Consider the following 25,941-nt stretch of genomic DNA (forward strand, 5'->3'; position numbering starts at 1 on the left):
CAGGTATGACCCAGTCTCACTCAATGGACAGAAGTTTCCATCTTCGGTCCATTGAGTGAGACGTGCACTGAGACGTCTATTTTGGGGGCCCGGGGGCCTCCCCCGAAAACATGCGGTTCATCCGAGGTCGAGGGACAGGAGATCTTCTTCCGTCTCGCGGCGGACGATCACCCGGGCCGCGCCGTCGCGCACTGCGACGACGGGCGGGCGGAGCGCGTGGTTGTAGTTGCTGGCCATGGAGCGGCAGTACGCCCCGGTGGCGGGCACGGCGAGGAGGTCGCCGGGCGCCAGGTCGGCCGGCAGGAAGGCGTCCTTCACGACGATGTCACCGCTCTCGCAGTGCTTGCCGACGACGCGGACGAGCATCGGCTCGGCGTCGGAGACCCGGGAGACCAGGGTGACCGCGTACTCGGCGTCGTAGAGGGCCGTACGGATGTTGTCGGACATGCCGCCGTCGACGGACACGTACGTCCGCAGCCCCTCGAGCGGCTTGATGGTGCCGACCTCGTACAGGGTGAAGGCCGTCGGGCCGACGATGGCGCGGCCGGGCTCGACGGAGATCCGGGGCGCCTTCAGCCCGGCGCCCTCGCACTCCCGCGCCACGATCTCGGTGAGCGCCTTGGCGATCTCGTGGGGCTCGCGCGGATCGTCGGCCGACGTGTACGCGATGCCGAGCCCGCCGCCGAGGTCGATCTCGGGCAGCTCGACGCCGTGCTCGTCGCGGACGGCGGCCAGCAGCCGGACCACCCGCTTGGCGGACACCTCGAAGCCGGCCATGTCGAAGATCTGCGAGCCGATGTGGGAGTGGACTCCGAGCAGCTCCAGGCTGTCGTGCCCGAGCGCCCGCCGCACGGCCTCCGCCGCGGACCCGTCGGCGACGGCGATGCCGAACTTCTGGTCCTCGTGGGCCGTCGCGATGAACTCGTGCGTGTGCGCCTCGACGCCGACGGTGACGCGGATCTGCACGGGCTGGCGTACGCCCAGCTCGCGGGCGATGTGGGCGACGCGGGCGATCTCCTGGAAGGAGTCGAGCACGATCCGCCCGACGCCGGCGCCGATGGCCCGGCGGATCTCGCTCTCCGACTTGTTGTTCCCGTGGAAGGCGATCCGCTCGGGGGGCATCCCCGCGGCGAGGGCCGTGGCCAGCTCGCCGCCGGAGCAGACGTCGAGGTTGAGCCCCTCTTCCTTGAGCCACTTCACGACGGCCTTCGAAAGGAAGGCCTTGCCGGCGTAGAACACGTCGGCGTCCTTGCCGAAGGCGTGCGCCCAGGCGCGGCAGCGGGCGCGGAAGTCCTCTTCGTCGAGGAAGTAGGCGGGGGTCCCGAACTCCTCGGCGAGCCGCGTCACTTGGATGCCGCCGACGCACACGACCCCGTCGTCGTCGCGGGTGACCGTACGGGACCACACCTTCTCGTCGAGCGCGTTCAGGTCGGCGGGCGGCGGGGCGTAGTGGCCCTCGGGCAGGACGTCGGCGTGGCGGGGCCCGGCGGGGTGCGCGGAACGGCTCATCGGAATCTCTCTTCGCGGATCACAGGAAGTCGGGGGCGTCTATGCCGAGGAGGGCGAGGCCGCCTGCCAGCACCGTCCCGGCGGCTTCGGCGAGTGCCAGCCGGGCGCGGTGGGCGGCCGAGGGTTTCTCGTCCCCCTTGGGCAGGACCCGGTGCTGGAAGTCGAGGAGCGCATCGGCGACGGCGACGAGGTGCCGGGTGAGCCGCTCGGGCGCCTGGTGGTGCGCGGCGGCCTCCAGGACGAGCGGGTACTCGGCGAGCAGGCGCAGCAGGGCGGGGGTGCTGGGCGTGCCGGGGGCGTCGGGCTCACCTGGCTCCGCGTCGAACCCGAGCCGGCCGGCGTTGATCCGCAGGGAACGGGCGCGGGAGTGGGCGTACCGGACCCGGAAGAACTCGCTGGACTCGTCCTGGACGAGCAGGCCGGGCGTGAAGGAGGGGGTCTCGCGGGCCGGTACGCAGAGCATGGCCCAGGCCGCGGCGTCCGCCCCGTACGCGGCGACGACGTCCCCGTCGCGCCTGGCGACGGGCGCGACGCGCAGCTCCTCGGGGCCGGGCGCGCCCTGACTGGCCCGGATCCGCCGGACGGCCTCCCCCAGGACCCGCGCACGCACCTCCCCGTCGGGCGCGTACCCGTACCGGCGTCCCCTGGCCCGGATCTCGCGCACGAGCTCGGCGGCGGGGACCGGCGCGAGGGTGAAGTTCAGGAACCCGGGCCCGGTGATCTCCACACCCCGGATGCCGGGCTCGTCGGCCAGCAGCCGGGCCGCGAGCACCCGGGCGACCTCACGGGGCTCCCGCCGGGCGCTCTTCGCGACCTGGAGGGCGACGGGGGTGGCGTACTCCCCCACTCCCCCGGGCCGGGTCCGTTCGACCACGACCCGCCCGGGGACGCTCCCGGCCAGTACCCCGTCCTCAACGGCGCGACGTACGGCTTGTACGACGGCACGCGAGAGGTCGGCGGGGATCACGGAACCCAGCCTAGGGGAGAAGCCCCCGGGCCATGCATCGGGTTTCGCCATGTGAACAGGGCGGAGCCGTCAGGCCCCCCGACCGGCCCTCCCGGCCCGCCCGGCCGGGGCGCCCTTGCGCTCGACGAGGCGGCGTACGACGCGGACCAGCTCGGCCGGCTCGAACGGCTTGGCGACGAACGCGTCCACCCCGGCGGCGATCGCCGCCTCGGCCTCGAGCTGCGTACAGGCACTGACGATGGCGACGGGCAGGTGCCGGGTCCGCGGATCGGCCCGCAGCTGCGCGGCGGCCCCGAACCCGTCCAGCCGGGGCATGACCACATCAAGGGTGATCGCGTCGGGACACACGCGGTGCACGACGTCCAGGCACTCGGCACCATCGCTCGCGGTCACGACCTCGAAGCCCTCCAGCTCGAGATTGACCTTGATCAGCTGCCGGATGACCTTGTTGTCGTCGACAACAAGCACCCGGCCCGAGGCGCCTGGCACAACTCGAGAGTAGGTCGCCCTAAGCCCCCGCGTCCGGGTTTTTGCCACTTCCACCCCCTCCGGGCGGCCGACCTCCCCCTCCCGCCCAAATCGGTTCCTGATCACCCCGCGGAAGCTGGTAGTGTTCAACCCGTCGCCGCAACGCGGACGACACGCCCCCGTAGCTCAGGGGATAGAGCAACGGCCTCCGGAGCCGTGTGCGCAGGTTCGAATCCTGCCGGGGGCACTTCGCAGGAAGTGCCCAAAGACCCCGCCATCAGCGGCAGCGCTGAGACGGGGTCTTCGCGTATGTGCGGCCAAGTACCGTACCGGGCAGCCGCATGGTCCCGGGTGTTCGGAGCGGCATGCCGGCCACTCCTATGCTCCTGCCCATGAGTACGGGTTCCCTTCAGGCCAAGCCCACGCCACTGCACTCCGTGTCCGCAGCCGGCGCGGTGCGGCGCGAGGCCGGCCGACTGCTCGCGATCCGCCTCCCGGACGCCCTGGACGGCGCGGGCGCTCACGTCCGCAGTCACGGCACGTCGTGACGCGCGGTGAAGCGGTAGGGCTCGTTCGACGGCTCATGGACGGATCCATCGCCGACGAGACCGAAGTCGACACGGTCCTGGCCACCCTCCAAGCCGAACTGCGATGCCCCCACATCAGCGACTACATCTACTGGGACTTCGACCCCGAACTGAGCGCCGAGAAAGTCGTAGACCGAGCCAAGGCGTACGAGCCCTTCGCGCTTTGAGTCAGCCGGCGCGGCAAGGGTGAACCCGTAATCTGCGGGGATGCCCCTCCACCAGTACGTGTACTTCGCTCTGTCCAGCCGCCGCATTACTGCGCAGGAGATAACTGAGGCGCTGGGTATCGATCCCGATGAGACGAAGGTGGTCAACCCGCGCCGGCTCCCTGTTGACCCGGCGAATCCGTTCTGTGAGGTCTGGAAGGTCGTGTGCAGAGAACCGGGCCTGCGCGTAGACGAACAGATCGCGCACGTCCTGGGCCGCCTCAAGCCACGGACCGACCGCATGGCCGAGCTCATGAGGCGGTTCAACGATGCAGAAGACGAAGAAGAGCCGGGCCTCGAGGCCCGGCTGGAGATCGTGCGCTATTTCAACGACGACGAGCAGCGGAACGAGGCCGGGCAGCCGGAGGAGAGGGACGAGCACAACCTCTTCGGCTGGGCACTGGACCTTGACGTCGATGAGTACGACATGCCCCCTCCCTCACCCTCGAACTGAAGTCTTCGCTTATGTGCGGTCGGTCCCGGGAGCGTTGGGGTGTCGTCGGGCTTCATGGGGCGGGGATGCTTCTTGTGGGGGCGGCGTGAGGGCAAGGGCCAGGGTGCGGGCGCTGGTCGGGGTGTTGGGGCGTGCGGGGCCGTATGGGGGGTGGGCTTCGTCCAGGGTGGGCATCGGGGTTGGGGCGCGTTCGGCGGGGGCGCGGTCGAGCAGGGTGGTGCCGGTTTCGGTCTCCTGGGTGGGGGCGTAGCCGGCGGCTCGGAGGGCCGTCAGCGTCTCCTCCGGCGGGGCCGTGGAGATCAGCACCGTGGGAGCGATGCGGCGGAGGCCGAGCTTGGCCAGGCCGCGGGCCTGGGACACCTCCTCGATCAGGCCGGTGTCGTCCGAGCGGATGCAGCACGCGGAGCGGACGACCTTGAGCAGGCCGTGGGTGCGGGCGGTGTCCTTGATCGTGTAGCACAGAGGCTGGGGCAGCGGGGTGCCGCCTTCGCTCGCGGCGCTGAGGCGGTCGAGGAGTTCGTCGGCGCTCCGGCCGGCGTCCAGGGCCCGGCGTACGGAGGCCGCGGTGATGCGCCAGACCACGGCGTGCCCCTCGGACTCGATGTCGCCGACGGCGGAGAGCAGGTCGGCGAGGGCGGGAGCCGGCGCGCCGGTCACCGTGGCCGTCAGGTCGCTCTGGAAGCGGGCCGTGGTGCTCGGTTCGGGCAGGGCTGCGTACAGGGCCTCGCGCAGGGCGGTCACCGCCTGCGCGAGGGCCGGGCGCAGGGACAGGTCTTCGCCCAGGCCGTCGGAGCCGCGCCCGGCGGGGTCGGCGCCCGCGCCGGGGACGGCCGGGTAGTGGTGGGCCGCGCCCGCGTCCAGCAGCCCGCACAGGGCACGCCCGACGGGGGTGAGCGCGCCGTGGGCGACCACCCCGAGCAGGGCGGCTTCCTCGAGGGTGGCGGCCAGGCGGTCGAGGAGCTCGTGCGGGACGGGTGCGCCGGCGTCGTCGGTTCCCAGGTGCCGGCGCAGGAGCGGCTGGAACCAGGCGGCCGTGGCGAGGAGTTCGGCGTAGGCGAGGGCGTTCCGCGGCAGCAGCAGTCCGTGTCCGGCGGGGAGCGTGGCGAGGGCGCGCAGTACGCCGGTCCGCAGGGCCACCGCTTCCTCGTCCTGCGGGCTGATGAGCGCGACCGCGGGTTGGTCGGGGTCCGGCCAGTGGCTGAGGATCTCGGGGACCACCGCCCAGGCCGCCAGCAGCGGCAGCAGTTTGCCCGCGGCCGGGGCGCAGGCCCAGGCGTCGTAGCGGTCGGTGGGCAGGAGCCGTGCCGACGGCTTGGGGGTACGGGGGGCGGGGGCCGGCTCCTGCTGCCGGGGGGCCGCGAGGCCGGCGTTCACGGCGAGGTCGAGCCACAGCCGGGTGTGCGCCTCGTCCGCTCCGGCCGCGCGGGCCAGCCGCCGGGTGTCGCGTACGGCGATCCCGCCCGCCTTGCGGACCGTCACCGGCTGGGCCGCCAGGGCCCGCAGGACCAGTTCGGCCCGCCAGACGGCGGCCCCGGCGGCCGCGGCGCCCTCGCCCTCCCAGCCCGGGGCCAGGGGGGTGGTGGCGGTGAACGGCTCGGGGTCCAGCCGGGGTTGGGGTGCCGCGTTCTCCTCGCGCAGCGCGCGGGCCACCTCGTACGGGAGCTCCGCCAGATCGGGTCCCGCCGGGATCAGCATCCCCCGCGCCGCCAGCCAGTCGGTGCCCTCGTCGCCGCTGCCGCCGTCCCGGAACACGTACGCGGAGTCCGTGCCCGCGTACCGGTCGCCGTTGCGGCTGACGAAGCAGTGGGTGCGCAGCAGCGGCGGGCCGGGCACCAGGTGCTCCAGCAGTTCCCGGGCGCGGTCCGGGGCCTCCGCGGCCAGTGACCTCACCCGGGCGGGGTCGGCGTAGAGGGCGGTGATCAGTTCCTGGGCCTGGTCGCGGGTCCGGGCGGCGCCCTCGCCGAAGAGGCGGGTGGCGATCCGCTTGACCTCGGGGGCGTTGTAGGCGCTGGTCAGCAGCTGGGCCACGGTGCGGCCGTATCCGTCGAACCCGGCGGCCCGGACGTGCAGCAGCGGCGGGAGCGCCAGCCGCCCGCGGGGGGCGGGCAGGAGCAGGGCGCGTTCGCGCAGTCCGGCGAGCGTACGGGCGGCTCGGCGCCGCGGCTCCCCCGGCTCGAACCAGCCCAGTACGTCCTCCTCGGCCACCAGCCGCCGGGAGGGCTCCACGGGCGCCGCCGGCTGTTGCTGCTGCCAGGGGTAACGCGGGCGGCCGTCGGGCTCGGCGCCCTCGGCGGGTCCGTGCCGCTCCAGGGCGTGGGCCGCGATGGAAGCCAGCAGGTGCAGTTCCCCGAGGGTGCCGGCCATCAGGGCGCGGCCCACCGACTCGTCGGTGAGCAGGTGGTCGGCGAGCTCCCGGAGGGAGGTGACCGGCCGGCGTCCCGCGGCGAGCGGCAGGCCGCGCTCTTCCAGCAGGGCGGTGAGCCGGTCCGAACCGAGGGTGCCGAGCCATTGCGTGAGGGCGGTGCGCGCTTTCACCCGGCCAGCCTAGCGGCGCCGTTCACCACGAAGGGGTGAACGGCGGGCCCGTTCAGGACTCCTCGCGCCGGAGGTCCTGCGCGGCGGTGCCGGAGCGCGCGGTCCGTGCGGGGCCGCCGTCCGGGGCGGCGGAGTCGTCCGGGGCGGCGGGCTTCCGGCCGGGGGCGGGCTTCCGGCGGGCGGCGGGCTTCCGGCCGGGGGCGGACGTCACGGCCAGGGCCGTGGCCGTGGCCGCCAGCGAGACCAGGCCTCCCGTGGAGAGGGCCCAGCGGGGGCCCCAGTGGTCGGCCAGCCAGCCCGTCAGGAGGGCGCCCAGCGGGGTGGTGCCCTGGAAGATCAGCATGTAGAGGGCCATGACGCGGCCCCGGTAGGCGGGGTCCGAGCCGAGCTGGATGCGGTGGTTGGCGGCCTGTGCGAAGTACATCATCGCGAAGCCGGTCAGGGCCAGCAGCAGGCACGCCGTCGGGAGGGTCGGGGCCAGGCCGGTGAGGGCTTCGGCGGCGCCGAAGGCCAGGGCCGAGCCCGTGACGACGGCGGCCGTCGGCCGGGCGCGGCGGGACGAGGCGGCGAAGGCGGCCAGCAGGGAGCCCGCCGCCAGGGAGCTGCTCAGCAGCCCGAAGGCGGCCGAGCCGGTGCGGAACCCGGTCTTGGCCAGCAGGGGCAGCGTCAGCTGGAAGTTGAAGCCGGCCAGGCCCAGTACGCCGATCAGGGCCAGCGGGAGGACCAGGTCCGGGCGCCGGGCCACGTAGCGGAGCCCGTCCGCCACCCGGGGGTCGGCGGGGCGGGCCGGCGGGCCGTGGAGTTCGGAGGGGCGCATCAGCGCGAGGCCCGCGACCGCCCCCAGGTAGCTGCACGCGTTGATCAGGATCACCGGCCCGACGTCGAGGCGGGCGATGAGCAGGCCGGCCGCGGCGGGGCCGGCGACCCGGGCGGCGTTGAAGTACGCACCGCTCAGCGCCGACGCGTTGGGCAGCAGCTCGTTGCCCACCATCTCCCCGACGAAGGCGATGCGGGCGGGCGCCTCCACCGAGTTGACCGTGCCGAGGGCGAGCGCGAAGAGCCAGATGTGCCAGAGCCCGATCTCGCCCAGGAGCACCCACAGGCCCAGTACGAGGGCGAAGGCCCCGGACGCCAGGTTGGCGAGGACCAGGATGCGGCGTTTGCTGTGGCGGTCGGCGAGCCGGCCCCCGTACAGCGACAGCAGCAGGACGGGCGTGAACTGCAGGGCCGTCACCACCCCCAGGGCCGTGCCCGAGTTCCCCGAGAGCTCCAGCACCAGCCAGTCCTGCGCGATCACCATCATCCAGGTGCAGGTCACCGAGAGGAGCTGGCCGAGGAAGAAGAGCCGGAAGTTGCGTACGGAGAGGGAGTCGAAGGCGTGTCTGAGGGTGTGCACGGTGGTCGTTTCCCTTCACGTTCCCTCGATTCTCCGTGGTGCCGGTGGTGCAGCCACTCGTGGGGGTCTTCCGGTGGTCCGTACGAGGGCGACGGGCCGGGGTCTGTGGGTTCGGGGGGTGGGTGGCGGACCGGGGCGTGCGTAGGGTGGTTTCCGAGGCCGCTTCGTGCCCGTTGACCAGGCGCTTTGCGGCGAGGGAGCGCACAGATGATGGGGCGACGAGGATGCGTGAGCTTGCGGAGACGGCACGGCGGTGGACGGCCGAGGGGCGGGTGGCCTTCCTGGCCCGGCCGGTGACCGAGCAGGGGTTCGGGCCCCGGGATCCCGCCGGGGCCGTGCTCGTGGACGCCCGGGGGGAGTGCGTCGGGGCCCTGTACCGCGGGGTGTTCGACGCCGAACTCGTCGCGGAGGCCGGGGCCCTGGGCGCCGGGCGGACCGCGCGGGTGTGTGAGGTGTCGGTCGGGGCCGGCGAGGCGGTGGACGCGAAGCTGACCTGCGGCGGGCAGGCCGAGGTGCTGCTCCAGCCCCTCTCGACGGTCCCCGCCGAATGGTGGGAGCTGCTCGGCAGCGGCGCCGGGGTGGCGCTGGTGACCCGGCTCACCGAGGGCGCGGACGGCGCCGTCAGCGAGGTCGTACGGGTAGGCGACGAGCCCGCCGACGACGCCGGGCGGCGGGCCGGGGAGCTGCTGGGGACCCGGCGCCCCGGGCGGGACGCCCTGTACGGGGGCTCCGGGCTGGTGCTGGTGGAGGCGTACCCGTCGGCCCCGTACCTGGTGATCGGCGGGACCGGTGAGCTGGCCGAGGTGATCGGCGCGCAGTCGGCGCTGCTCGGCTGGGAGGCGGTCGTGGTGGAGACGGCGGCGGAGGCGGAGAAGGCGCTGGCGGCGCACCGGGACGCCGCCTGCCTGGTACTGCTCAGCCACGAGCCGGACTTCGACGTGCCCGCGCTGCGCACCGCCCTGGCCCTGGGGATCCCGTACGTCGGCGCGCTCGGCTCGCGGCGGACCACCGCGCGGCGCCGGGAGGGGCTGGTGGCCGCAGGGGTGGACGAGGCCGCGCTGGCCCGGGTGCACGGGCCGATCGGGCTGGACCTGGGCGCCAGGACCCCGGCGGAGACGGCGCTGGCCATCTGCGCCGAGATCCTGGGGGTGCTCGGGGGCCGGGACGCCCGGGGGCTGCGGGATTCGGAGGGGCCGCTGCGCTGAGCGGCCGCCCGGCGATCGGGGTTTCGGCCCGCGCGGTACGGCGTACCGGCCGGGGCGGGGAGCCGGCCCCGGCGGGGAGGCGGCCGCGTCATCCGTCCGGAGCACGGGGCGCGGGCGGAATCGCTCCGGGCCGGTACGGGTGGGCCGGCGGCGGGAGCGGGCCCCGGGCCGGGTGTCCTCGCCCCTGTTCCCGGGGGTGCCGGGCGGGTCCGGGGGGAGCTCCGGCCGCGGCTGCGAACGGCAGGAGGCGCGCGGGCCGGGGATTCTTTGCACCGCTCCCGCGTGCAAAACCAGCAAAAACGGGAAAATGGGATCTATGGACACGATCCTCAGCGTGGACGAGATCCTGACCGACATCGCGTGGTTCTTCGTCATCGGAATCATCATCACCGGCATGCTGCTCGGCGGCTTCAAGCTGGGCCAGCGGGTCCGCGCGAAGGAACCGCCGCCGCCCACCCCCGAGAGCCAGCCGCACCTGCCCGACGGCGGGGCCGTCCACGAGGTCCGCGAGGAGCGGGACCCGGTGGAGATCCCCAAGGGCGGTCTGCGACCGCACGAGATGCAGGGCTACGGGAACTTCGGCTCCACCACCTCCAGCCATGCCGAGGAGGTCCGGGCCGAGCGGGAGTCCGGCTACGAGAAGCCGGAGGGGCCGGGGCCGCACCCGCAGCCCGGCGCTCCCCCCGACGCCGGCCGCGGGGCGCACTCGTAAGCGGCCCCGGACACGGCCGCGAAGGCGCCCGGACGCCCGGCAGGCCACAGCCCGGACCGCCCCGCCGCCCGGCACCGGCCCCTGAGCCGCGCCTCCCGCGCGGGTCGGGGGCCGTCCACGTCCCTACAGGTCCGTCCGCAGCCGCAGCACCTCCGGCGGCGGGTGCCGTGCGGAGGTGTGCCGGACCTCGGCGGCCAGCGGCGGGTCCAGCGGGCTGAACGGCACCTCCCCGAGCCCGATCGCGGTGACCGTGGCCCCGCCCGGGGCGCTGCGCCCTCGCTCGGCGAGCACGGCCGCGAGCTCCGTACGCAGCACCGCCGGCAGCGGGCTCGACACCAGCGGCGCCTCGTCCTCCTCCCCCGGCAGGACCAGCACCAGCGCCGTCGGGCGGCGCGCGGTGCCGGTGTAGCCGATCACCGCCGCGTCCCGCACGTCCGTGTGCCGGAGCTTGCGCCAGGCGCGCCGCCCGGCCGGGTAGGGCTGGTCCAGCCGCTTCACCACCAGGCCCTCGATGCCGCTGGCGGGCAGGGTCTCGTACCAGGTCTGGGCCAGCTCCGGGTCGGTCGTCATCGGCACCGGCTGGATCGGCGGCCCGAGCGGCAGCAGCAGGTCGACGAGCAGCGCCCGGCGCCGCTCGTAGGAGCGGCCCCGGACGTCGACCCCGGCCAGCTCCAGCACGTCGAAGGCCGCGTACGAGGCCGGCAGGCTCTGCGCCAGCACGGCGGCGCGGGCCGCCGTGGCAGCCGCGCGCCGCTGGACCAGGGCGAAGTCCGTGCGGCCGGCGTGCCAGACGACCACCTCCCCGTCCAGCACCGTGCCGGCGGGCAACTGCCGGGCGGCCGCCGCCAGATCGGGGAACGCGCTGGTGACGGTCCGCCCGGAGCGGGCCTGGAGCACCACGTCCTCCTCGGTGCGCAGCACGACCATGCGGTGGCCGTCGAACTTCGGCTCGTACGCCAGGCCCGCCCCGCGCGGCAGGGTGCGTACGGCGGCGGCGAGCGCGACCCGCACGTGCGGGGTCACGGCAGGCTCCCGGCCTGCCCGGGGTCGTTCAGCGGGGCGAGGAGGTCGCCGTCGCGGGCCAGCCTGGGCAGGATGTCGTCGGCGAGGAACACCAGGTCGGAGGGGTCTCGGCAGGCTTCGACCTCGGCCCAGGAGACGGGTGCGGAGACGGTCGGCAGGGGCCGCGCGCGCAGCGTGTAGGGCGCGGCGGTGGTCTTGGCGGCGGCGTTCTGGCTGTGGTCGACGAACACCTTGCCGGGGCGCAGCGCCTTGGCCATCCGGTGCACGACGAGCCCGCGCAGCTCCGCCTCGGCCTCCTGGGCGAGGGCCTTCGCGTACGCGGACGCGCGCGCGGAGGAGACCGGTTCGAGCGCCACGGCCAGGTGCAGGCCCTTGGAGCCGGAGGTCTTGGCGTACGCGGTCAGTCCGTCGGCGGCGAGGCGCTCGCGCAGCCAGAGGGCGGCGGTGCAGCACTCGACGACGGTGGCGGGCGGGCCGGGGTCGAGGTCGAGGACGAGCCGGTCGGCGACGGCGGGGGCGCCGGCCCGCCACTGCGGGGTGTGGAACTCCACGACCAGGTTGGCGGCCCACATGAGGGACGCCAGGCCGGATACGACCACTTGTTCGGCCCGTTCGTCCTCGGAGCGGGGCACGGGGGTGGTCTTCACCCAGTCGGGTGTGCCGGGCGGCGGGTTCTTGGTGAAGAAGAGCTGGCCGTCCGGGCCGTCCGGATAGCGCAGGAAGGAGAGGGGGCGGTCCTGGATGTGCGCGAGGAGGGAGTCCGCGACGGTGGCGTAGTAGTGCAGCACCTCGCCCTTGGTGAAGCCGGTCCTCGGGTAGAGGACCTTGTCCAGGTTGCTGAGCGCGATGCGACGCCCCTCCACCATCGTGATCGGCGTCATACGATGAGATTGCCACGAATCAGGAGGAACCGTGCGATCCATTTGGAATGGGGCGATCTCCTTCGGCCTGGTCAGCATCCCGATCAAGCTCGTGAACGCCACCGAGAGCCACTCGATCTCCTTCCGCCAGATCCATGTGTCCGACGGCGGCCGGGTCCGCTACCGCAAGGTGTGCGAGCTGGACGGGGAGGAGGTGCCCTCCTCCGAGATCGGCAAGGGGTACGAGGAGGCGGACGGGTCGATCATCCCGATCACGGAGGAGGACCTGGCGCGGCTGCCGATCCCGACGGCGAAGACGATCGAGATCGTGTCGTTCGTACCCACCGAGGAGATCGACCCCCTCCAGATGGACGCCGCGTACTACCTCGCGGCGAACGGCGCCACGGCGGCCAAGCCGTACACGCTGCTACGGGAGGCGCTCAAGCGCAGCCGCCGGGTCGCGATCGCCAAGTACGCGCTGCGGGGGCGGGAGCGGCTGGGCATGCTGCGGGTCGTCGACGACGTGATCGCGATGCACGGGCTGCTGTGGCCGGACGAGATCAGGGCGCCGGAGGGGGTGGCCCCCGAGGCCTCGGTGACCGTGCGGGAAGCGGAGCTGGACCTGGCCGACGCGCTGATGGCCACCCTCGGCGAGGTGGACATGTCCTCCCTGCACGACGACTACCGCGAGGCCGTGGAGGCGATGATCGCGGCGAAGGCGGACGGGGCGTTCGAGCCGTCGGAGGCCGTGGTGGAGTCGGCCGGGGCGCAGGTGATCGACCTGATGGCGGCGCTGGAGAACAGCGTCCGGGCCGCCAAGGCCTCGCGGGGCGGCGGTCAGCGGGGCGCGGAGGCGGAAGGAGCCGAGCGCGAGGAGGCGGAGGAGGGCACGGAGGCGCAGGTGACCCCCATCCGGCGCGGAGCGGCGCCCGCCGCGCCGAAGGCGGTGGGCGGGAAGAAGTCGACGGCGTCGGGCGCCCGCAAGACGGCGGCGTCCGGGAAGAAGACGACCGCGAAGTCCACTTCGACGGCAGCTTCGGGCAAGTCGCGGGCGGCCAAGTCCACTTCGACCGCCACGAAGTCCACCTCCGCCGCCGCGAAGTCCGCCTCGGGGGCGCGGAAGTCCACCGCGAAGTCCGCCACCAAGTCCACGTCCGCCGCCTCCGCGAAGAAGACGGCGGCTGCGGGCGCGGCCAAGAAGGCGGCGCCGCGCAAGCGGAGTTCGGCCTGAGGGAGGCCGGGGCGGCGGGTTGGCGGGGTGGGGGTGGCGGGGTGGCGGGGTGGCGCTCAGGCCCACGCCGGGCGGGCGCGGGCCCGCGCGAAGAGGGCTTCGACCTGCAGGGGCTTGAGGGTCGCGGGCGCGGCCCGCAGCGGGGCCGCCAGAGTCGGGGGCTCGAGGACGAGGACGTCCCGCTGCGTCGGGGCCACCACCACCCGGGAGGCGTCGGCCAGTGCCAGGGCCGGGGTCACCGGAGCCGCCAGCACCCGGGCGGCGCATGCGGCCGCCCGGCGGATCCAGCGGGGGTCGGGCCGGGGCTCGGCGCGGCCCACCGTCAGCAGCAGGTCCCCGACCTGGGCGCGCTGGCGGCGGCCCGGGACGGTGCGCAGGGCCAGGACGCCCGGCGGGCCGATGAGCAGGTGATCCAGCAGCCCCAGACCGGGCAACGGGACGTCGTGCAGCGCCCGCCAGCCCGCCGCCTCCAGCAGGTCGAGCTCCGCGCCCGTGCGCTGCCGGGCCTGGAGTTCCTGCCGCATGCGGAGCCGGGCGCGGCCGCCCGGTGAGCCGTACGCCAGCTCGCCCAGCAGGGTCTCGCCGGGCCGGTTCGGGGCCAGGTCCCGGTCGGGCGGCAGGCTCAGGGAGCGCAGCTCCGCGGCGGTCGGCACGGGGGGCGGGCCGATGGTCCAGCCGCGGGTCAAGTAGGGGCGCAGGGCGGCCAGTACCGCTTCGCACTGATCCTCCGTCAGAACGCTGATCCGGTTGGCCTGCCGGTCGTACCAGGCCACCGCCTGACCGTCCGGCCGGTTGACGTAGAGCCGGCCGCGGCCGGGCCTGCCGCTCGGAAGGACCTTGAGTCCGCGCATCGGCCTCACCCCTGCCGTCCATGGGAGCAGGCGGCGCCGCTCCGGGCAATCCCTCGGTTGTGTAACAGCTCCGTCGGGTCCCTGCTGCCTTCCTGTTACAAGGCCATCGCCCTACCGCAACGGCCGGGGCCTACTTTTGTGCCGTCCGGAAGCACCAGACGCTGACCAACCGAGGGAACCCCGTGGACACCGTCCGTCGCCGCGCCATCGTTCGCGCCACCGCCGTGACCGCCTGCGCCGGTGCGCTGCTGGCCCTGCCGGCCGCCGCCGCGCTCGCCGACGCGGCGCCGGCCGCCTCGGGCACGCAGCGGACCCTGGTCAGCAGCGTCTCCCTCGCGGACGGCCGGTCGACGGCGAAGGTGTACCGCGTCGCGAAGGACGCGTACCAGGCCGAGATCCTGCGCGCCGGGGCCACGGTCGTCACGCTGACCAGCCGCGACGGGGCCACCGGGGTCGGCGCCGCCGGGGAACTGCATGCCGCGCTGGGGCCGGACGGGCGGCTTTCCTCCTGGGTCGGCGAGACCGTCCGGGGAGACGGCTCCCACACGGTCGGCGGCTACGGGCACAAGACCGGGACCCGGACCCCGCCCGGCGGTGGCGGTGGCGGCCAGGTCGTGCCCGCCTCGGTCGACGCCGCGGGGCGGGACCGCTCCGGCACCCCCGGTACGGCCGAGGCCCTGCGCCTCCACACCCTGGCCGACGGCCCCGGGGACGGCGTACTGCTGCTCGCCGCGGGCGGCGGCATCGCGGCGGTCGGCGCCGCCGGGCTGGGCTACGCGATGCTGAGGCGCGGCCGTACGGACGGCTGATCCCGGCCCGGGGGGCGAGGCGGGGCGGGGGCTGCGGGTGGGGTGGGTGTCGGCGGGGCCGTCTCGGAGACGGTCTGGGGGTTTCCCGTCAGTCCCATCGTCCTTCCGGTTCGTGCCGGCCCGTCAAGGGCGCTCCTTCGTCGCGTCACTGCGTGATGGCCTTCGGCCACCCTTGACCGACCGACCCGCCCCGGAAAGCCGAAAGACTGCCGGGAAGCCCCCAAAAGAACGGTCACGGGGCAGGAGTCGGAGGGACGGGTCTCTCAGCGATGAGGCGAGGGGCCGGGCGTCGGTCCGCCGGGCATCCGGGCCCCAAAGACCCTCGGCGGTCCACCCCCGCGCGTCAGATCGCTACGCGCTCCTCCCGGCTTGGCGTCTGGCAACCGTCCGGGGCTGATACCCGCACGAAATGACGATCAGGGCAGCATTCGGGACGGGTGGGCGCGTCGGATCGCTACGCGCTTCCGCCCGGGAGGCGTCTGCGGCCCGCCTGTGGTGATGTGATCCGCCAGCGAGGTGGATTATCCCTTTTACCCGCCTTTGGTGGGCGTGGGCGAGGCGTGAAGGGTCCCTGTCGGAGTCTGCCGTTGAAAAAGGCATCCCCAGACTCCGACAGACGGTCGAGAGGCCGGCGAAAGGCCCGAGAGATGCACCGGGCTGCCCGTTTCGACCCCTCGAAGCACCCCTCGACTGCTGTCCGACGCTTCTCAGCCCCAGACGGCCTTCAGCCGCCGAGAAATGAGGAGCGCGTAGCCATCTCACGCGCCCACCGGCCCCGAATGCCGCCCTGATCGACATGTAGTGCGGGTATCGGCCCCCAGACGGTCGTCGGACGCCAAGCCGGGAGGAGCGCGTAGCGATCTGATGCGCGGGGGTGGACCGCCGAGGGTCTTTGGGGCCCGGATGCCCGGCGGACCGGCGCCCGGCCCCTCGTCTCGTCACTGAGACACCCGTCCCTCCCATTCCTGCCCCGTGACCGTTCTTTTGGGGGCTTCCCGGCAGTCTTTCGGCTTTCCGGGGCGGGACGGGCTGTCAAGGGTGGAGCGAAGCGACATCGCGAAGCGACGCGACGAAGGAGCGCCCTTGACAGGCCGGCACGAACCGGAAGGACGATGGGACTGACGGGAAACCCCCAAACCAGCCCTGACACCGCCCCCCGCAGCCCCCACCCCCTACTTCCCGCCCCGCCCCCGCCCGCTCCACGGCCAGCGCAGCTTCGGCTTCTGGCCCGTCGGGGAGAAGATGTACTTCCACCCCTTCTGGAGTCCCAGCCGCTTCGTGTACCCCGACGGGACCCGCTCGTAGAGCAGTACCGTCGGCGGCCCGCCGTCCGGGGCCGGGACCGGGATCTCGTACCACTTGGGGGGGTGGCCCGTCGGGCCGACGAGGATCGGGAGGACCCGGCCGTCCATCGGCCCGCCCTCGAAGGGGGTCGGTTCGCTTCTCACCCCACCAGTGTCACAGCAGGTGGGCCGCCTCGGAGACCAGCGGGATGACGCGTCGGGCGAGGACGCCCACCGGACCCTCCGGCGGTTCCAGCGCGAGCGCGGCCCGGGCGGCGGACGCCGTCTCGGGGTCGGTGGCCGCCGTGGCCGTGAGCAGGGCGATGAACTGGTCCACCAGCCAGTCGCGGAGGGTGGTGACCTCGGGCTGTTTCCCCTCGTCGATCCAGATCAGGGAGGCCGCCTCGACCGCCGTGATCCAGGTGCGCACCATCATCCGCAGCCGCGGTCCGGGACCCGGGGCGGGGACGTCCAGGTGGAGGAGGATCTGGTCGGCGGCCGCGCGGCGGATGCCGTCCACCGTGGCCGTGGTGCGGGAGGTCTCCACGACGCTGCCGCCCTGCAGGAGGGCGGCGAAGCCTGCGTCGTGCTCGTCGACGAAGGCGAGGTAGCGGTCCAGGACCCGGGAGAGGCGCTGGGTCAGCGGGCCGGCCTGCGGTTCGGCGAAGCACAGTTCGAGGACGTCGGCCGCCGAGCGCAGGGCGGCTTCGTACAACTGCTGTTTCCCGCCCGGGAAGTAGCGGTAGACCAGCGGGCGCGAGACGCCCGCGGCCTCCGCGACGTCATCGAGGGAGATCTCCTCGGGGGCACGGTGCGCGAACAACGACAGCGCGGCGTCGAGGAGCTGGGCTCGCCGCTCCTCGACACTCAGTCTGCGGTAGGCCCGTACGGTCATGCCCGCAGAGTAGACGACCCTGCTACGCGAGGAGGCCCGAGCTGCGCCAGAGCCTGCGGCCGACGCCGCGCAGCACGCCGATGTCGTCGAGGAAGTCGGTGAGCCGCTTCGCGCCGGTCTGCATCACCTCGCGGCGGTGGCCGCTGGCCTTGACCTGGGCGACGGCTTCGCGCCGGTCGAGGCCGACGTTCTCGTAGACGGCCGGGTTGACGAAGGCCACGGAGAAGACGCGGGCGGCCTCGCCGCAGCTGATCCGGGTGAGTTCCTGCTCCCAGCGCGGGGCGGTCAGCATCTGGCGGCGCAGTTCCTCGCGGGCGTACCGGACGTGCCGGGCCTCCTCGATGACGTGGATCCGGGTCACTCCGCGGACCAGGGGCTGGATGCGCTCGTCCGGGAAGGTAAGGCGCTGCATCCAGTCGAGGATCTCCTCGCCGAGGAGGGTGCAGGCGAAGGAACCGGGGGTGGTGGAGACCGTCTTGAGGATGCGGGCGAGGTTGTGGTTTAGCCGGGTGACCGGATAGTCCGGGGCTCCGGCCTTCTGGATCATGCGGGCGAACATCATCGAGTGGCGGCACTCGTCGGCGATCTCGGTGAGTGCGTACCGGACGTGGTTGCTGGTCAGTGGCTTGTCGTAGATGTGCCGGACCAGGAGCTGCATGAGGATGATCTCGAACCAGATGCCGAGGGAGGCGAGGGACGCCGCTTCGTGGCGGGAGAGGTCGATGCGCTGCTCCTCGCCCATCTTCTTCCACATCGGGGTGTCGTAGAGGGAGAGCAGCTCGGGCGGCCAGTAGTACTTGCCGTCGACCGGCGGGGCGTCCCAGTCGAGTTCCCGGTCGGGGTCGAAGGAGTGCTTGGCGGAGGACTCGAGGAGTCGTTCGGCGATCTGCTCGCGGTCCTTGAGGAGGCCGAGGGCGTCCCTCAGCGCGGCTCGTTCCGTCACGGTCGTCATGGCTCCGGGTCCCTCGCGGTCGGGTTACCTGCGGTCACCTCTTATGAGACTGCCTGTCAGCAAGGTCGTCAATCCCCCGCGCACGACTTGTTGACCCCGCGTCTACCAACGTGTGACGCTGCCAACTGTCCACTCCCGCACGGCAGTACGCGAGGCGCGCGAGCGCGAGTACGCGAGTACGCGAGACGAGGAGGCATCCGTGTCGACGCACGAGTTCTACACCCAGGCCCCGCAGGAGAGCGTCTGGCCGGTCCCCGCCTCCGGTGCGGCCCGCTTCAGCTGGGAGTACGACGGGGGCCGCGACCGCCTCCTCGCCCTGTACCAGAAGGGCAAGGACAAGCAGTGGGACGGCGCCAAGCGCATCGCCTGGGACATCGAGGTGGACCCGTACGACCCCCTCGGCACCCCCGACGAGATGCTGACGCTGCACGGCACCCGCCACTGGGCCGGGATGACCGAGCGGGACAAGGGCGAGCTGCGGCGGCACTACAGCGCCTGGAACTTCAGCCAGTTCCTGCACGGCGAGCAGGGCGCGATGGTGTGCGCGGCGCGCATCGTGGAGTCAGTGCCGGACCTGGACGCGAAGTTCTACTCCGCGACCCAGACCATGGACGAGGCCCGGCACGCGGAGATCTTCGGGCGCTTCCTGCACGAGAAGGTCGGGATGCTCTACCCGATCAACGACAGCCTCCAGGGGCTGCTCGGCGACACCCTGCGCGACTCCCGCTGGGACATGCCCTACCTGGGCATGCAGGTGCTCATCGAGGGGCTGGCGCTCGCCGCCTTCGGGATGATCCGCGACACCACCGACAAGCCGCTGCCCAAGCAGATCCTCGCGTACGTGATGCAGGACGAGGCCCGCCACGTGGCCTTCGGGCGGATGGCCCTGCGCGACTACTACAAGCAGCTGACGGACGCCGAACTGCGCGAGCGCGAGGAGTTCGTGATCGAGGGCTGCTACCTGATGCGCGACCGGCTGCGCGGGGTGGAGGTGCTGGAGAACTTCGGCGTCCCCAGGCGGGAGGCGGTGGAGTACACCGAGCAGTCCGAGTTCCTGCACCTGTTCCGGAAGCTGCTGTTCAGCCGGATCGTGCCCTGCGTCAAGGACATCGGGCTCTGGGGGGAGCGGCTGCAGAAGGCGTACCTGGAGATGGGCGTCTTCGAGATGGGCGACTCCAACCTCGACCTGCTGATGACCCAGGACGAGGAGATCGCCGAGACCCTGGACCGCGAGCGCTTCGCGGCGGAGGAGCGGGAGCGGGTGGCGGAGGTGGAGGCCGCCATCCAGGAGGGCGCCGCCCAGGCCTGAGGGGCCCAGACCTGAGGCGCTCGGGCCCGAGGACGCCCCGGGCCTGAGGACGCCCCGGGCCTGAGGACGCCCCGCCCCGAAGGCCCCCAGCCCCCGGGGCGCCGCCCCTCGCGCGTCAGCGTCCCGCCAGCGCCGCCTCCATCACCGCCCGGGCGATCGGGGCCGCCGCGCCGTTGCCGCTGATGTCCCCGCGCACCGCCGAGGCGTCCTCGACCACCACCGCGACCGCCACCGCCGGCTGCGGTTCGCCCTCCGCGCGGGCCCAGGCGATGAACCAGGCATACGGGGTGCCGGCGTTGCCGACGCCGTGCTGGGCGGTGCCGGTCTTGCCGCCGACCCGGGCGCCGGGGATCGCCGCGTTGCGCCCGGTGCCGTCCTCCACCACCTTCACCATCAGCTCCTGCATGCGCAGCGCCGTGGACGGGCTCATGGCCCGGCCCAGGGTGCGCTGGTCGGCGCGGCGCAGCAGGGAGCCGTCGTCCCGGGTCGTGCGGTCCACCAGGTACGGGCTCCGCAGCTCGCCGCCGTTGGCGACGGCCGCCGCGACCATCGCCATCTGGAGCGGGGTGGCCCTGGTGTTGAACTGCCCGATCGAGGAGAGCGCCAGCTGGTCCCGGCTCATGTCGGTGTCGAAGTTGGACCGGGACACCCAGGAGGGCACCCGCAGCCCTTCGTCGTTGAAGCCGAAGCGGGCGGCCGCCTCCGCCATCGCGCGCAGCCCCACCCGCACCCCGATGTCGGCCATCACCGTGTTGCAGGACCACTGCACGGCCTCCGCCATCGAGGCCTCCGCGCAGCCGGTGGCCGCGTTCGGCAGCACGGTGCTGGTGCCGGGCAGCCGGTACGGGTCGGGGGTGCGGGTGGGGGCGTCCACATCGGTGACCACGCCCGCGTCGAGGGCGGCGGCCGCCGTCACGATCTTGAAGGTGGATCCCGGCGGATAGGTCTCGCGCAGCGCCCGGTTGAGCATCGGCCTGGCGGGGTCCGCGTTCAGCCGCGCCCAGGCCGCCTTGACCCGCGTACCGGTGCCGGAGAGCAGGCCCGGGTCGTACGAGGGGCTGCTGACCAGGGCCAGGATCCTGCCGGTGGCCGGCTCGATGGCGGCCACCGCGCCGCGCTTGCCGCCGAGACCCCGGTACGCGGCCTCCTGGACGGCGGCGCGCAGGGTGGTCTCGGCGTTGCCGCCTCCGGGGCGGCCGCGCGAGAGCTCGTACCAGAGCGGGAAGGCGGACAGTCCCGGGTCGGTGCCCGAGAGGACGGCGTCCTCGGAACGTTCGACGAAGCTCGTCCCGTACGTCTGGGAGGAGAAACCGGTGACGGGCGCGTAGAGCGGGCCGTCGGTGTAGGTGCGCTCGTAGCGCAGCAGCTGGCCGCTGTCGCGCGAGCCGGTGACGGGCCTGCCGTCGACCAGGATGTCCCCGCGCGGTTCGGCGTAGCGGGCGATGGCGGGCCGCTTGTTGGCCGGGTTCGCCCCGTAGGCGGCGGACTCCCACACCTGGACGCGGGCGACGTTGGCCAGCAGGGCGGCGAGCAGCAGGGCGCAGAAGTACGCGCACCAGCGGATGTAGCGGATCACGCGTGGGCCTCCCCCGGTTCCGGGCCGGGTCCTGCTCCCGGTCCTGCTCCCGGTCCGGGTCTGGGTCTGCGGGCGCTGTCGCTGAGCCGGACCAGCAGGGCGACGATGATCCAGTTGGTGACCACGGAGGAGCCGCCCTGTGCCAGGAAGGGCATGGCCATGCCGGTCAGCGGGATGAGGCCGGTGACGCCGCCCGCGATGACGAACACCTGGAGGGCGACGATCGAGGCGAGTCCGGTGGCGAGCAGCCGCCCGAAGGGGTCGCGCAGGGCGAGCCCGGCCCGGAACCCCCGGGACACGAGGAGCCCGTAGAGGAGCAGGATGGCGGTGAGGCCGACGAGGCCGAGTTCCTCTCCGGCGGTGGCGAGGACGAAGTCCGACTTGGCGGCGAAGCCGATGAGGAAGGACTGGCCGTGCCCGAGCCCGGCGCCGAGCAGGCCGCCGGCGGCGAAGGCGAAGAGGGACTGGGCGAGCTGGCCGGGGCCGTCGCCGCGCTCGATGGAGGCGAAAGGATTCAGCCAGTCGTCCACGCGGCTGTGCACGTGCGGCTCGAAGGTCCCGACGGCGTACGCGCCGAGGGCGGCGAGCAGCAGCCCGATGGCGATCCAGCCGATCCGCCCGGTGGCGGTGAACAGCATGATCACGAAGAGACCGAAGAAGAGCAGGGAGGTCCCCAGGTCCCGCTCCAGGACGAGCACCCCGACGCTGAGCAGCCAGATCGCGAGGATCGGCCCGAGCACCCGGCCGGGCAGGAGGCGCAGCTTCCAGAAGAGCCGGCGGCCGGTGAGGGCCAGGGCGGTGCGGTTCGCGGCGAGATAGGCGGCGAAGAAGAGGGCCAGCAGGATCTTGGCGAACTCCCCGGGCTGGAAGGACAGCCCCGCGAAGCGGATCCAGATGTGGGCGCCGTTGACGGCCGGGAAGAAGACGGGGACGAGCATCAGCACGAGAGCGGCGGTCACGGACAGGTAGGCGTACCGCTGGAGCACCCTGTGGTCGCGCAGCAGGGCGAGCACGAGGACGAAGAGCACCACCCCGAGCGCCGACCACCGCAGCTGGTCCTCCGCGCCGGGGTCCCCGGGGGTGGCGAGGTCGAGGCGCTGGATGAGGACCAGGCCGAGCCCGTTGAGCAGGACCGCGATCGGGAGGAGCAGCGGATCGGCGTACGGGGCCCTGAGCCGGACGGCGAGGTGGGCGAGTAGCGCCGCTCCCCCGAGCCCGGCGGCGTAGGGGGCGGCGGGGTAGGGGGCGTCGGGGTAGGAGGCCCCCGCCCGGCCGGCCGCGCCGTCGGCCGCGAGGCCGACGTAGAGGTGGCCGAGTACGGAGATCAGGACCGCGCCCGCGAGGAGCGTCAGCTCGATGCCGCGGCGCTTGGCGGCACGGCCGTCGGGGGGCGGGGACGGAGCGGGCTCCGTCACCTTCGCCGTCAGAGCGGTCATACGGGGAAACGTAGCAAGGTCGCGGCTGGTATGTCCGCTTATGTCATAGGGTGCCGAAGAGTCGTCAGAAACGGTCAGCAGCGACAGGAGTGAGGAGCCCCGGCGCATGGGACCTGTGGAATTCATCGTCCTCGCCTTCCCCGAGGAACAACTGCGGGTCCCGGCGGTCGAGGCCGTGATGGGCCTGCGGAAGACCGGGGTGGTCCGCCTGATCGACGGGCTCGTCACGACGAAGACGGCGTCGGGGGAGGTCTTGGCGGCGGAGTTCGACGAGTTCGTGGAGCTGCGGGGCATCCTGGCCGGCCGTGACGTGGCCCGGCTGATCGGCCCGGAGGACGTGCAGGAGGCGGCGGAGCTCCTGGACCGGGGCAGCTGCGCGCTGCTGCTGGTGGTCGAGCACGTCTGGGCCCAGGACGCGGCGATCGCCGTACGGGCCGCGGGCGGGCGGATCGTGGGCTCGGTCCGCGTCCCGGCGGAGCGGGTGGGGGTGGCGTGATGTTCATCCGGCCGGTGGGCGTGACGGTGAAGGCGGCGGTCCGCCCGGCGGGCCGCCCGCTCCTGCGCGGACTGCTGCGGCGGGCGGCGGGCGCGGCGGAGTGGGCCCAGGCGGAGGACACCGGTGAGGCGGTGGTGGAGGGGTTCGGGGACGAGTACGGGGATGAGTTCGGGGAGGAGGGCGAGTTCGGGGAGGGGGACGGGTTCGGGGAGGGCGGGTACGGGGAGGAGGCGCCGGGTCCGGGACCGGTCGCCGAGGCGGAGGAGCAGCCGGGCCCGGCGGAAGCGCCCGAGGCGGGCGGGGTGGGAGCGGGGGGCGGTCCACCGCCGGCCGGCGGCCTGGTGGCGGAGCTGACGCAGCTGGCAGACCTGACCCGCGAGGGCCTCCTGACGCGGGACGAGTTCACCAGGGCGAAGGCCCTCCTGCTGGGAAGCGGGAGCACGGGGACGGAGCCTTAGCGGGGCGGCGCCGGGGAGGGTTCGGGGGGTTCCCGTCAGTCCCATCGTCCTTCCGGTTCGTGCCGGTCCCTCAAGGGCGCTCACTTCGTTCGCGTCGCTTCGCGATGGCCTTCGGCCACCCTTGACCGACCGTCCCGCCCCGGAAAGACAAGGACTGCCGGGAACCCCCCAAAAGAACGGTCACGGGGCAGGAAGGGGAGGGGCGGGTCCCTCAGTGACGAGACGAGGGGCCGGGCCCTGGCCATGTCCCGCGTTCGGGCCCGCCAGACATGGAAATCCGGGCCGGAGCCCACCACCCGCACGACATGCCGACCAGATCAGCGATGGAAGCGCCCAAGCGCGCCAGATCGCTACGCGCTCCTCCCGGCTTAGCGTCTGGCGACCGCCCTGGGCCGATACCCGCACCACATGACGATCAGGACACCATCCGGGAGCGGTGGGCGCGACAAATCGCTACGCGCTCCTCTCGGCATAGCCTCCGCCGGCCAGTCTGGGCCTGATACCTGCACGGAATGACGATCAGGGCCCCATCCGGGACCGTGGGCGCGTCAGATCGCTACGCGCTCCTCGGGTCTCGGCGACCGGCGGCCGTCTTGGACTGTCATAAGCGGGCTGGACGTTGGTCACGGCGGTGGTGAATTCGCGTCCCGAGGCGCCACGGATGTAGGCGAGCTCCATCCAGCGCTCGATACCGGTGTTCGAGACGTTCTCGTTGATCACTGCCATCAGGATGCCCTCGGTACCCGAAGCGATGTCGCGCACGCGCTGGCGGAGGAGCCGGTGGGGGACGTATTCGTAGCACTCACTCATCGCGCGCCCCCGCGAAGGTGCCGAGGAAGCGCTCCCAGCCGGCCAACGCCCGGTCGAGGAGATCCGTACTGGGTTCCGCCATGACCTCCACCCTCACCACAAGGGTGTCCGAGGCTTCGTCGCGGGCACAGCTGCACAGGTTCACGGGCCACTCCTACCGTCGTCAGGGTGTTGAACTACGACGTTAAGGAGGGGTGCCGGAGAGAAGGGGCCCGGTTCCGGCCCCTCCCTCCTACGCGGCCAGCAGACCGATGTCCACCGCCAGGCGACTGGCTCGCTGCCGTCGTTCGGGCAGCCGCGAGGCTGTCTCCTCCAGCACGATGGCCCGTGCGTAGCCGTTGTACCGGGTCGTGTCCGGAGCCACTGCGTGGGCCTGTTCCAGCGTCGCGAGGGCCACGTCCGGCTGTCCGTCCAGTTGGTAGGCGCGTGCCTGCTCGATGCGATGGCGGGCCCGGCGTGGCAATGACGGGATTACCGCCGTCTCCGCACCGGCGGCCTGCCGTACGGCCTCACCGCCGGTGCGGAGTTCCACCGCCACGGTGACGCCGTGCGCGCCCATCACCGGGCGGCCGAAGCTCGTCACCCGGTGGAAGTAGCCCTGGGGAAGCCCCTTGGCCACGCGGTCCGCTCGCTCCCACCACCCCCAGGCGGCCCCGGTCTCGCGGCGCTTCGCTGCGGTCAGGCCGGCCTCCGCCCTCAGCGCGCCGACCATCGCCCGGACCTCCACGGCCGCATCCGCCAGACCGGGCTCCAGCAGTCGCAGTGCCTGCTGGACCACGTCGTCCGCCTCGTCGTACTGGCCGGAATCGCGGTGCGCCTGCACGGACAGCCAGGCAGCGACACCGACGGCGTGCGGGTCCTCGGATTCCTGCGCGGCACTCATACCGCGATCGGCGACCCGCCAGAGCAACGAGGGGTCCGGCTGGTACGCGACGAAGAACTGGGCGAGGAAATACGTCTCCGCCTTGAGGCGCAGCGCACCCCGGCGCTCGGCAGCGGTCTCCGCCTGCCGCACCGCGAGCTGCGTGTCCCGGATCAGCCCTGGCAGCAGGGCACCGATGACCGCCCGGTGGTTCGACGCCTTGTGCCGTGCGGCCCAGGCAGCGTCCAGAGCCGCCCGCAGGAACGCCTGGGAGGGGGCCCGTCGGTCCCCACTGGCCGGGAAGTCGGTGAGCGCCGCACGGACAGCAGGCAACTGGTCATGCCCGGGCCCGAGGAACAGATCGGTGTTCTGCGCCGTACCGATGTCGCCCACCAGGTCATTGAGCCGGCGGACACGCAGGGCTTGGCCGATGGCTAGGATTTCCGGCAGTCTCGGCATTCTCATGGCACCCGTCTCGACTTTCTTGACCCACGACGGATGATGGCCGAGGAGCCCGGCCAGCTGTTCACGGGTCATACCCCGGCGAGTGCGGTAGATCTGAACACGTTGCCCGAATGCGACGGGGTTGTCGTACGGGTCGGGGGGTGCATCGGAAGACACGGCCTTGCCCCTTCTCTGTGCAGCTCGACACCGAACAGCCTATGGGCCAGGCGCATTTGTGGTGCTCAAAACCATCAGCCCCGAACGGCCGTGGGACGCCATGCCAGGAGGAGCGCGTAGCGATCTGATGCGCCCACCGCTCCCGGATGGGGCTGTGGTCGTCATTTCGTGCGGGTACCAGCCCACGACGGCCGTCGGACGCTGAACCGGGAGGAGCGCGTAGCGGTCTGATGCGCGGGGGTGGACGGCCGGGGGTCTTCGGGGCCCGGATTTGGGAGCGGGCCGGCGCCCGGCCGCCCGCCTCGTCACTGAGGGACCCGCCCCTCCCGTTCGTGCCCCGTGACCGTTCCTTTGGGGGCTTCCCGGCAGTCTTTCGGCTTTCCGGGGCGGGACGGTCGGTCAAGGGTGGCCGAAGGCCATCGCGAAGCGA

At 73.1% G+C, this 25,941-nt stretch carries 24 protein-coding genes, 1 tRNA gene and 1 pseudogene; 11 read left to right on the forward strand and 15 right to left on the reverse strand.

What is annotated here, in order from left to right:
- Positions 1–117: 117 nt before the first annotated feature.
- From lysA to ACZ51S_RS25425, 3 genes are all read right to left on the reverse strand, one after another.
- On the reverse strand, positions 118–1,509 hold the full coding sequence (gene lysA, locus ACZ51S_RS25415) for a diaminopimelate decarboxylase (protein WP_468800782.1): 1,392 nt from the start codon (positions 1,507–1,509) through the stop codon (positions 118–120).
- A gap of 19 nt (positions 1,510–1,528) precedes the next feature.
- Entirely contained in the window at positions 1,529–2,476 is a 948-nt protein-coding gene (gene nrtL / locus ACZ51S_RS25420; RefSeq protein ID WP_468800785.1) for an ArgS-related anticodon-binding protein NrtL, read from the reverse strand.
- A 69-nt stretch (positions 2,477–2,545) separates the two neighbouring features.
- Positions 2,546–3,013 carry a response regulator gene (locus ACZ51S_RS25425; protein ID WP_388940000.1) on the reverse strand — a complete coding sequence of 156 codons (468 nt, stop codon included), beginning with the start codon at positions 3,011–3,013 and terminating at the stop codon, positions 2,546–2,548.
- Between the two features lie 106 nt (positions 3,014–3,119).
- Between ACZ51S_RS25425 and ACZ51S_RS25430 the strand changes: the two genes are divergently transcribed.
- The 4 genes from ACZ51S_RS25430 to ACZ51S_RS25445 all read left to right on the forward strand — a co-directional run bounded on the left by ACZ51S_RS25430 (position 3,120) and on the right by ACZ51S_RS25445 (position 4,191).
- A tRNA-Arg gene (locus ACZ51S_RS25430) sits at positions 3,120–3,191 on the forward strand.
- A 145-nt stretch (positions 3,192–3,336) separates the two neighbouring features.
- Positions 3,337–3,492: a hypothetical protein gene (locus ACZ51S_RS25435; protein WP_468479001.1), complete on the forward strand. Its 156-nt coding sequence runs from the start codon at positions 3,337–3,339 to the stop codon at positions 3,490–3,492.
- A 35-nt stretch (positions 3,493–3,527) separates the two neighbouring features.
- A complete protein-coding gene (locus ACZ51S_RS25440; RefSeq protein WP_468962048.1) occupies positions 3,528–3,698 on the forward strand; it encodes an e9imm peptide in 171 nt (56 codons plus the stop codon).
- Between the two features lie 40 nt (positions 3,699–3,738).
- A complete protein-coding gene (locus tag ACZ51S_RS25445; protein WP_468800793.1) occupies positions 3,739–4,191 on the forward strand; it encodes a DUF4279 domain-containing protein in 453 nt (150 codons plus the stop codon).
- A 9-nt stretch (positions 4,192–4,200) separates the two neighbouring features.
- Here ACZ51S_RS25445 and ACZ51S_RS25450 read toward each other — a convergent pair whose 3' ends face one another.
- Positions 4,201–6,726, reverse strand: coding sequence for a helicase-associated domain-containing protein (locus ACZ51S_RS25450; protein ID WP_468888359.1), 2,526 nt, complete (start codon positions 6,724–6,726; stop codon positions 4,201–4,203).
- Between the two features lie 52 nt (positions 6,727–6,778).
- Complete coding sequence (locus ACZ51S_RS25455) at positions 6,779–8,122, reverse strand: MFS transporter (RefSeq protein ID WP_468478997.1); 1,344 nt, start codon at positions 8,120–8,122, stop codon at positions 6,779–6,781.
- A gap of 224 nt (positions 8,123–8,346) precedes the next feature.
- On the opposite strand from ACZ51S_RS25455, the gene ACZ51S_RS25460 reads away from it, so the two are divergent.
- Entirely contained in the window at positions 8,347–9,327 is a 981-nt protein-coding gene (locus ACZ51S_RS25460) for an XdhC family protein (RefSeq protein ID WP_468962050.1), read from the forward strand.
- 316 nt (positions 9,328–9,643) lie between these two features.
- Entirely contained in the window at positions 9,644–10,039 is a 396-nt protein-coding gene (locus ACZ51S_RS25465) for a DUF6479 family protein (protein WP_468478995.1), read from the forward strand.
- Positions 10,040–10,162: 123 nt separating this feature from the next.
- Here ACZ51S_RS25465 and ACZ51S_RS25470 read toward each other — a convergent pair whose 3' ends face one another.
- Positions 10,163–11,062, reverse strand: coding sequence for an ATP-dependent DNA ligase (locus ACZ51S_RS25470; RefSeq protein WP_388939700.1), 900 nt, complete (start codon positions 11,060–11,062; stop codon positions 10,163–10,165).
- Positions 11,059–11,943 (reverse strand): non-homologous end-joining DNA ligase, encoded by an 885-nt coding sequence (gene ligD, locus ACZ51S_RS25475; RefSeq protein WP_468478994.1) that lies wholly within the window; start codon positions 11,941–11,943, stop codon positions 11,059–11,061. Before ligD ends, ACZ51S_RS25470 begins: the two co-directional genes overlap by 4 nt.
- Positions 11,944–11,974: 31 nt before the next feature.
- On the opposite strand from ligD, the gene ku reads away from it, so the two are divergent.
- Positions 11,975–13,153, forward strand: a complete 1,179-nt coding sequence (gene ku / locus ACZ51S_RS25480; protein WP_468962053.1) for a non-homologous end joining protein Ku — start codon at positions 11,975–11,977, stop codon at positions 13,151–13,153.
- 56 nt (positions 13,154–13,209) lie between these two features.
- On the opposite strand, the gene ACZ51S_RS25485 is transcribed toward ku, so the two are convergent.
- Positions 13,210–14,004 carry an NERD domain-containing protein gene (locus tag ACZ51S_RS25485; RefSeq protein ID WP_468800810.1) on the reverse strand — a complete coding sequence of 265 codons (795 nt, stop codon included), beginning with the start codon at positions 14,002–14,004 and terminating at the stop codon, positions 13,210–13,212.
- Between the two features lie 182 nt (positions 14,005–14,186).
- Between ACZ51S_RS25485 and ACZ51S_RS25490 the strand changes: the two genes are divergently transcribed.
- A complete protein-coding gene (locus ACZ51S_RS25490) occupies positions 14,187–14,813 on the forward strand; it encodes a hypothetical protein (protein ID WP_468888351.1) in 627 nt (208 codons plus the stop codon).
- Positions 14,814–15,985: 1,172 nt separating this feature from the next.
- Here the strand turns inward: ACZ51S_RS25490 and ACZ51S_RS25495 are convergent.
- The 3 genes from ACZ51S_RS25495 to ACZ51S_RS25505 are packed head-to-tail and all read right to left on the reverse strand — an operon-like array spanning position 15,986 to position 17,943.
- On the reverse strand, positions 15,986–16,261 hold the full coding sequence (locus ACZ51S_RS25495) for a hypothetical protein (protein WP_468888348.1): 276 nt from the start codon (positions 16,259–16,261) through the stop codon (positions 15,986–15,988).
- A gap of 10 nt (positions 16,262–16,271) precedes the next feature.
- Positions 16,272–16,991: a TetR/AcrR family transcriptional regulator gene (locus ACZ51S_RS25500; RefSeq protein WP_468478989.1), complete on the reverse strand. Its 720-nt coding sequence runs from the start codon at positions 16,989–16,991 to the stop codon at positions 16,272–16,274.
- Between the two features lie 22 nt (positions 16,992–17,013).
- Positions 17,014–17,943: an AurF N-oxygenase family protein gene (locus ACZ51S_RS25505; RefSeq protein ID WP_468478988.1), complete on the reverse strand. Its 930-nt coding sequence runs from the start codon at positions 17,941–17,943 to the stop codon at positions 17,014–17,016.
- Positions 17,944–18,142: 199 nt separating this feature from the next.
- On the opposite strand from ACZ51S_RS25505, the gene ACZ51S_RS25510 reads away from it, so the two are divergent.
- A complete protein-coding gene (locus ACZ51S_RS25510; RefSeq protein ID WP_468478987.1) occupies positions 18,143–19,252 on the forward strand; it encodes a ferritin-like domain-containing protein in 1,110 nt (369 codons plus the stop codon).
- Between the two features lie 115 nt (positions 19,253–19,367).
- Here the strand turns inward: ACZ51S_RS25510 and ACZ51S_RS25515 are convergent, their stop codons facing one another.
- Together ACZ51S_RS25515 and ACZ51S_RS25520 are read right to left on the reverse strand one after the other, a co-directional pair.
- On the reverse strand, positions 19,368–20,828 hold the full coding sequence (locus ACZ51S_RS25515; protein ID WP_468962056.1) for a penicillin-binding transpeptidase domain-containing protein: 1,461 nt from the start codon (positions 20,826–20,828) through the stop codon (positions 19,368–19,370).
- Complete coding sequence (locus ACZ51S_RS25520) at positions 20,825–22,264, reverse strand: FtsW/RodA/SpoVE family cell cycle protein (protein ID WP_468478985.1); 1,440 nt, start codon at positions 22,262–22,264, stop codon at positions 20,825–20,827. Before ACZ51S_RS25520 ends, ACZ51S_RS25515 begins: the two co-directional genes overlap by 4 nt.
- A gap of 106 nt (positions 22,265–22,370) precedes the next feature.
- On the opposite strand from ACZ51S_RS25520, the gene ACZ51S_RS25525 reads away from it, so the two are divergent.
- Both ACZ51S_RS25525 and ACZ51S_RS25530 read left to right on the forward strand, forming a co-directional pair.
- Positions 22,371–22,760 (forward strand): DUF6325 family protein, encoded by a 390-nt coding sequence (locus tag ACZ51S_RS25525; RefSeq protein ID WP_468478984.1) that lies wholly within the window; start codon positions 22,371–22,373, stop codon positions 22,758–22,760.
- Positions 22,760–23,218, forward strand: coding sequence for a hypothetical protein (locus ACZ51S_RS25530; protein WP_468478983.1), 459 nt, complete (start codon positions 22,760–22,762; stop codon positions 23,216–23,218). Before ACZ51S_RS25525 ends, ACZ51S_RS25530 begins: the two co-directional genes overlap by 1 nt.
- 556 nt (positions 23,219–23,774) lie before the next feature.
- On the opposite strand, the pseudogene ACZ51S_RS25535 reads toward ACZ51S_RS25530, so the two are convergent.
- Both ACZ51S_RS25535 and ACZ51S_RS25540 read right to left on the reverse strand, forming a co-directional pair.
- Positions 23,775–24,028: pseudogene (locus ACZ51S_RS25535) on the reverse strand (hypothetical protein).
- 232 nt (positions 24,029–24,260) lie between these two features.
- A complete protein-coding gene (locus ACZ51S_RS25540) occupies positions 24,261–25,511 on the reverse strand; it encodes a helix-turn-helix domain-containing protein (RefSeq protein WP_468962058.1) in 1,251 nt (416 codons plus the stop codon).
- Positions 25,512–25,941: the final 430 nt, after the last annotated feature.

Source organism: Streptomyces sp. NPDC034043 (assembly GCF_055575675.1).

Coding starts and splice junctions, on each gene's coding strand:
- lysA (WP_468800782.1), bottom strand. CDS start 1,509: ATGAGCCGTTCCGCGCACCCCGCCGGGCCCCGCCACGCCGACGTCCTG.
- ACZ51S_RS25435 (WP_468479001.1), top strand. CDS start 3,337: ATGAGTACGGGTTCCCTTCAGGCCAAGCCCACGCCACTGCACTCCGTG.
- ACZ51S_RS25440 (WP_468962048.1), top strand. CDS start 3,528: ATGGACGGATCCATCGCCGACGAGACCGAAGTCGACACGGTCCTGGCC.
- ACZ51S_RS25445 (WP_468800793.1), top strand. CDS start 3,739: ATGCCCCTCCACCAGTACGTGTACTTCGCTCTGTCCAGCCGCCGCATT.
- ACZ51S_RS25460 (WP_468962050.1), top strand. CDS start 8,347: ATGCGTGAGCTTGCGGAGACGGCACGGCGGTGGACGGCCGAGGGGCGG.
- ACZ51S_RS25465 (WP_468478995.1), top strand. CDS start 9,644: ATGGACACGATCCTCAGCGTGGACGAGATCCTGACCGACATCGCGTGG.
- ligD (WP_468478994.1), bottom strand. CDS start 11,943: ATGACGCCGATCACGATGGTGGAGGGGCGTCGCATCGCGCTCAGCAAC.
- ACZ51S_RS25485 (WP_468800810.1), bottom strand. CDS start 14,004: ATGCGCGGACTCAAGGTCCTTCCGAGCGGCAGGCCCGGCCGCGGCCGG.
- ACZ51S_RS25500 (WP_468478989.1), bottom strand. CDS start 16,991: ATGACCGTACGGGCCTACCGCAGACTGAGTGTCGAGGAGCGGCGAGCC.
- ACZ51S_RS25505 (WP_468478988.1), bottom strand. CDS start 17,943: ATGACGACCGTGACGGAACGAGCCGCGCTGAGGGACGCCCTCGGCCTC.
- ACZ51S_RS25520 (WP_468478985.1), bottom strand. CDS start 22,264: ATGACCGCTCTGACGGCGAAGGTGACGGAGCCCGCTCCGTCCCCGCCC.
- ACZ51S_RS25525 (WP_468478984.1), top strand. CDS start 22,371: ATGGGACCTGTGGAATTCATCGTCCTCGCCTTCCCCGAGGAACAACTG.
- ACZ51S_RS25530 (WP_468478983.1), top strand. CDS start 22,760: ATGTTCATCCGGCCGGTGGGCGTGACGGTGAAGGCGGCGGTCCGCCCG.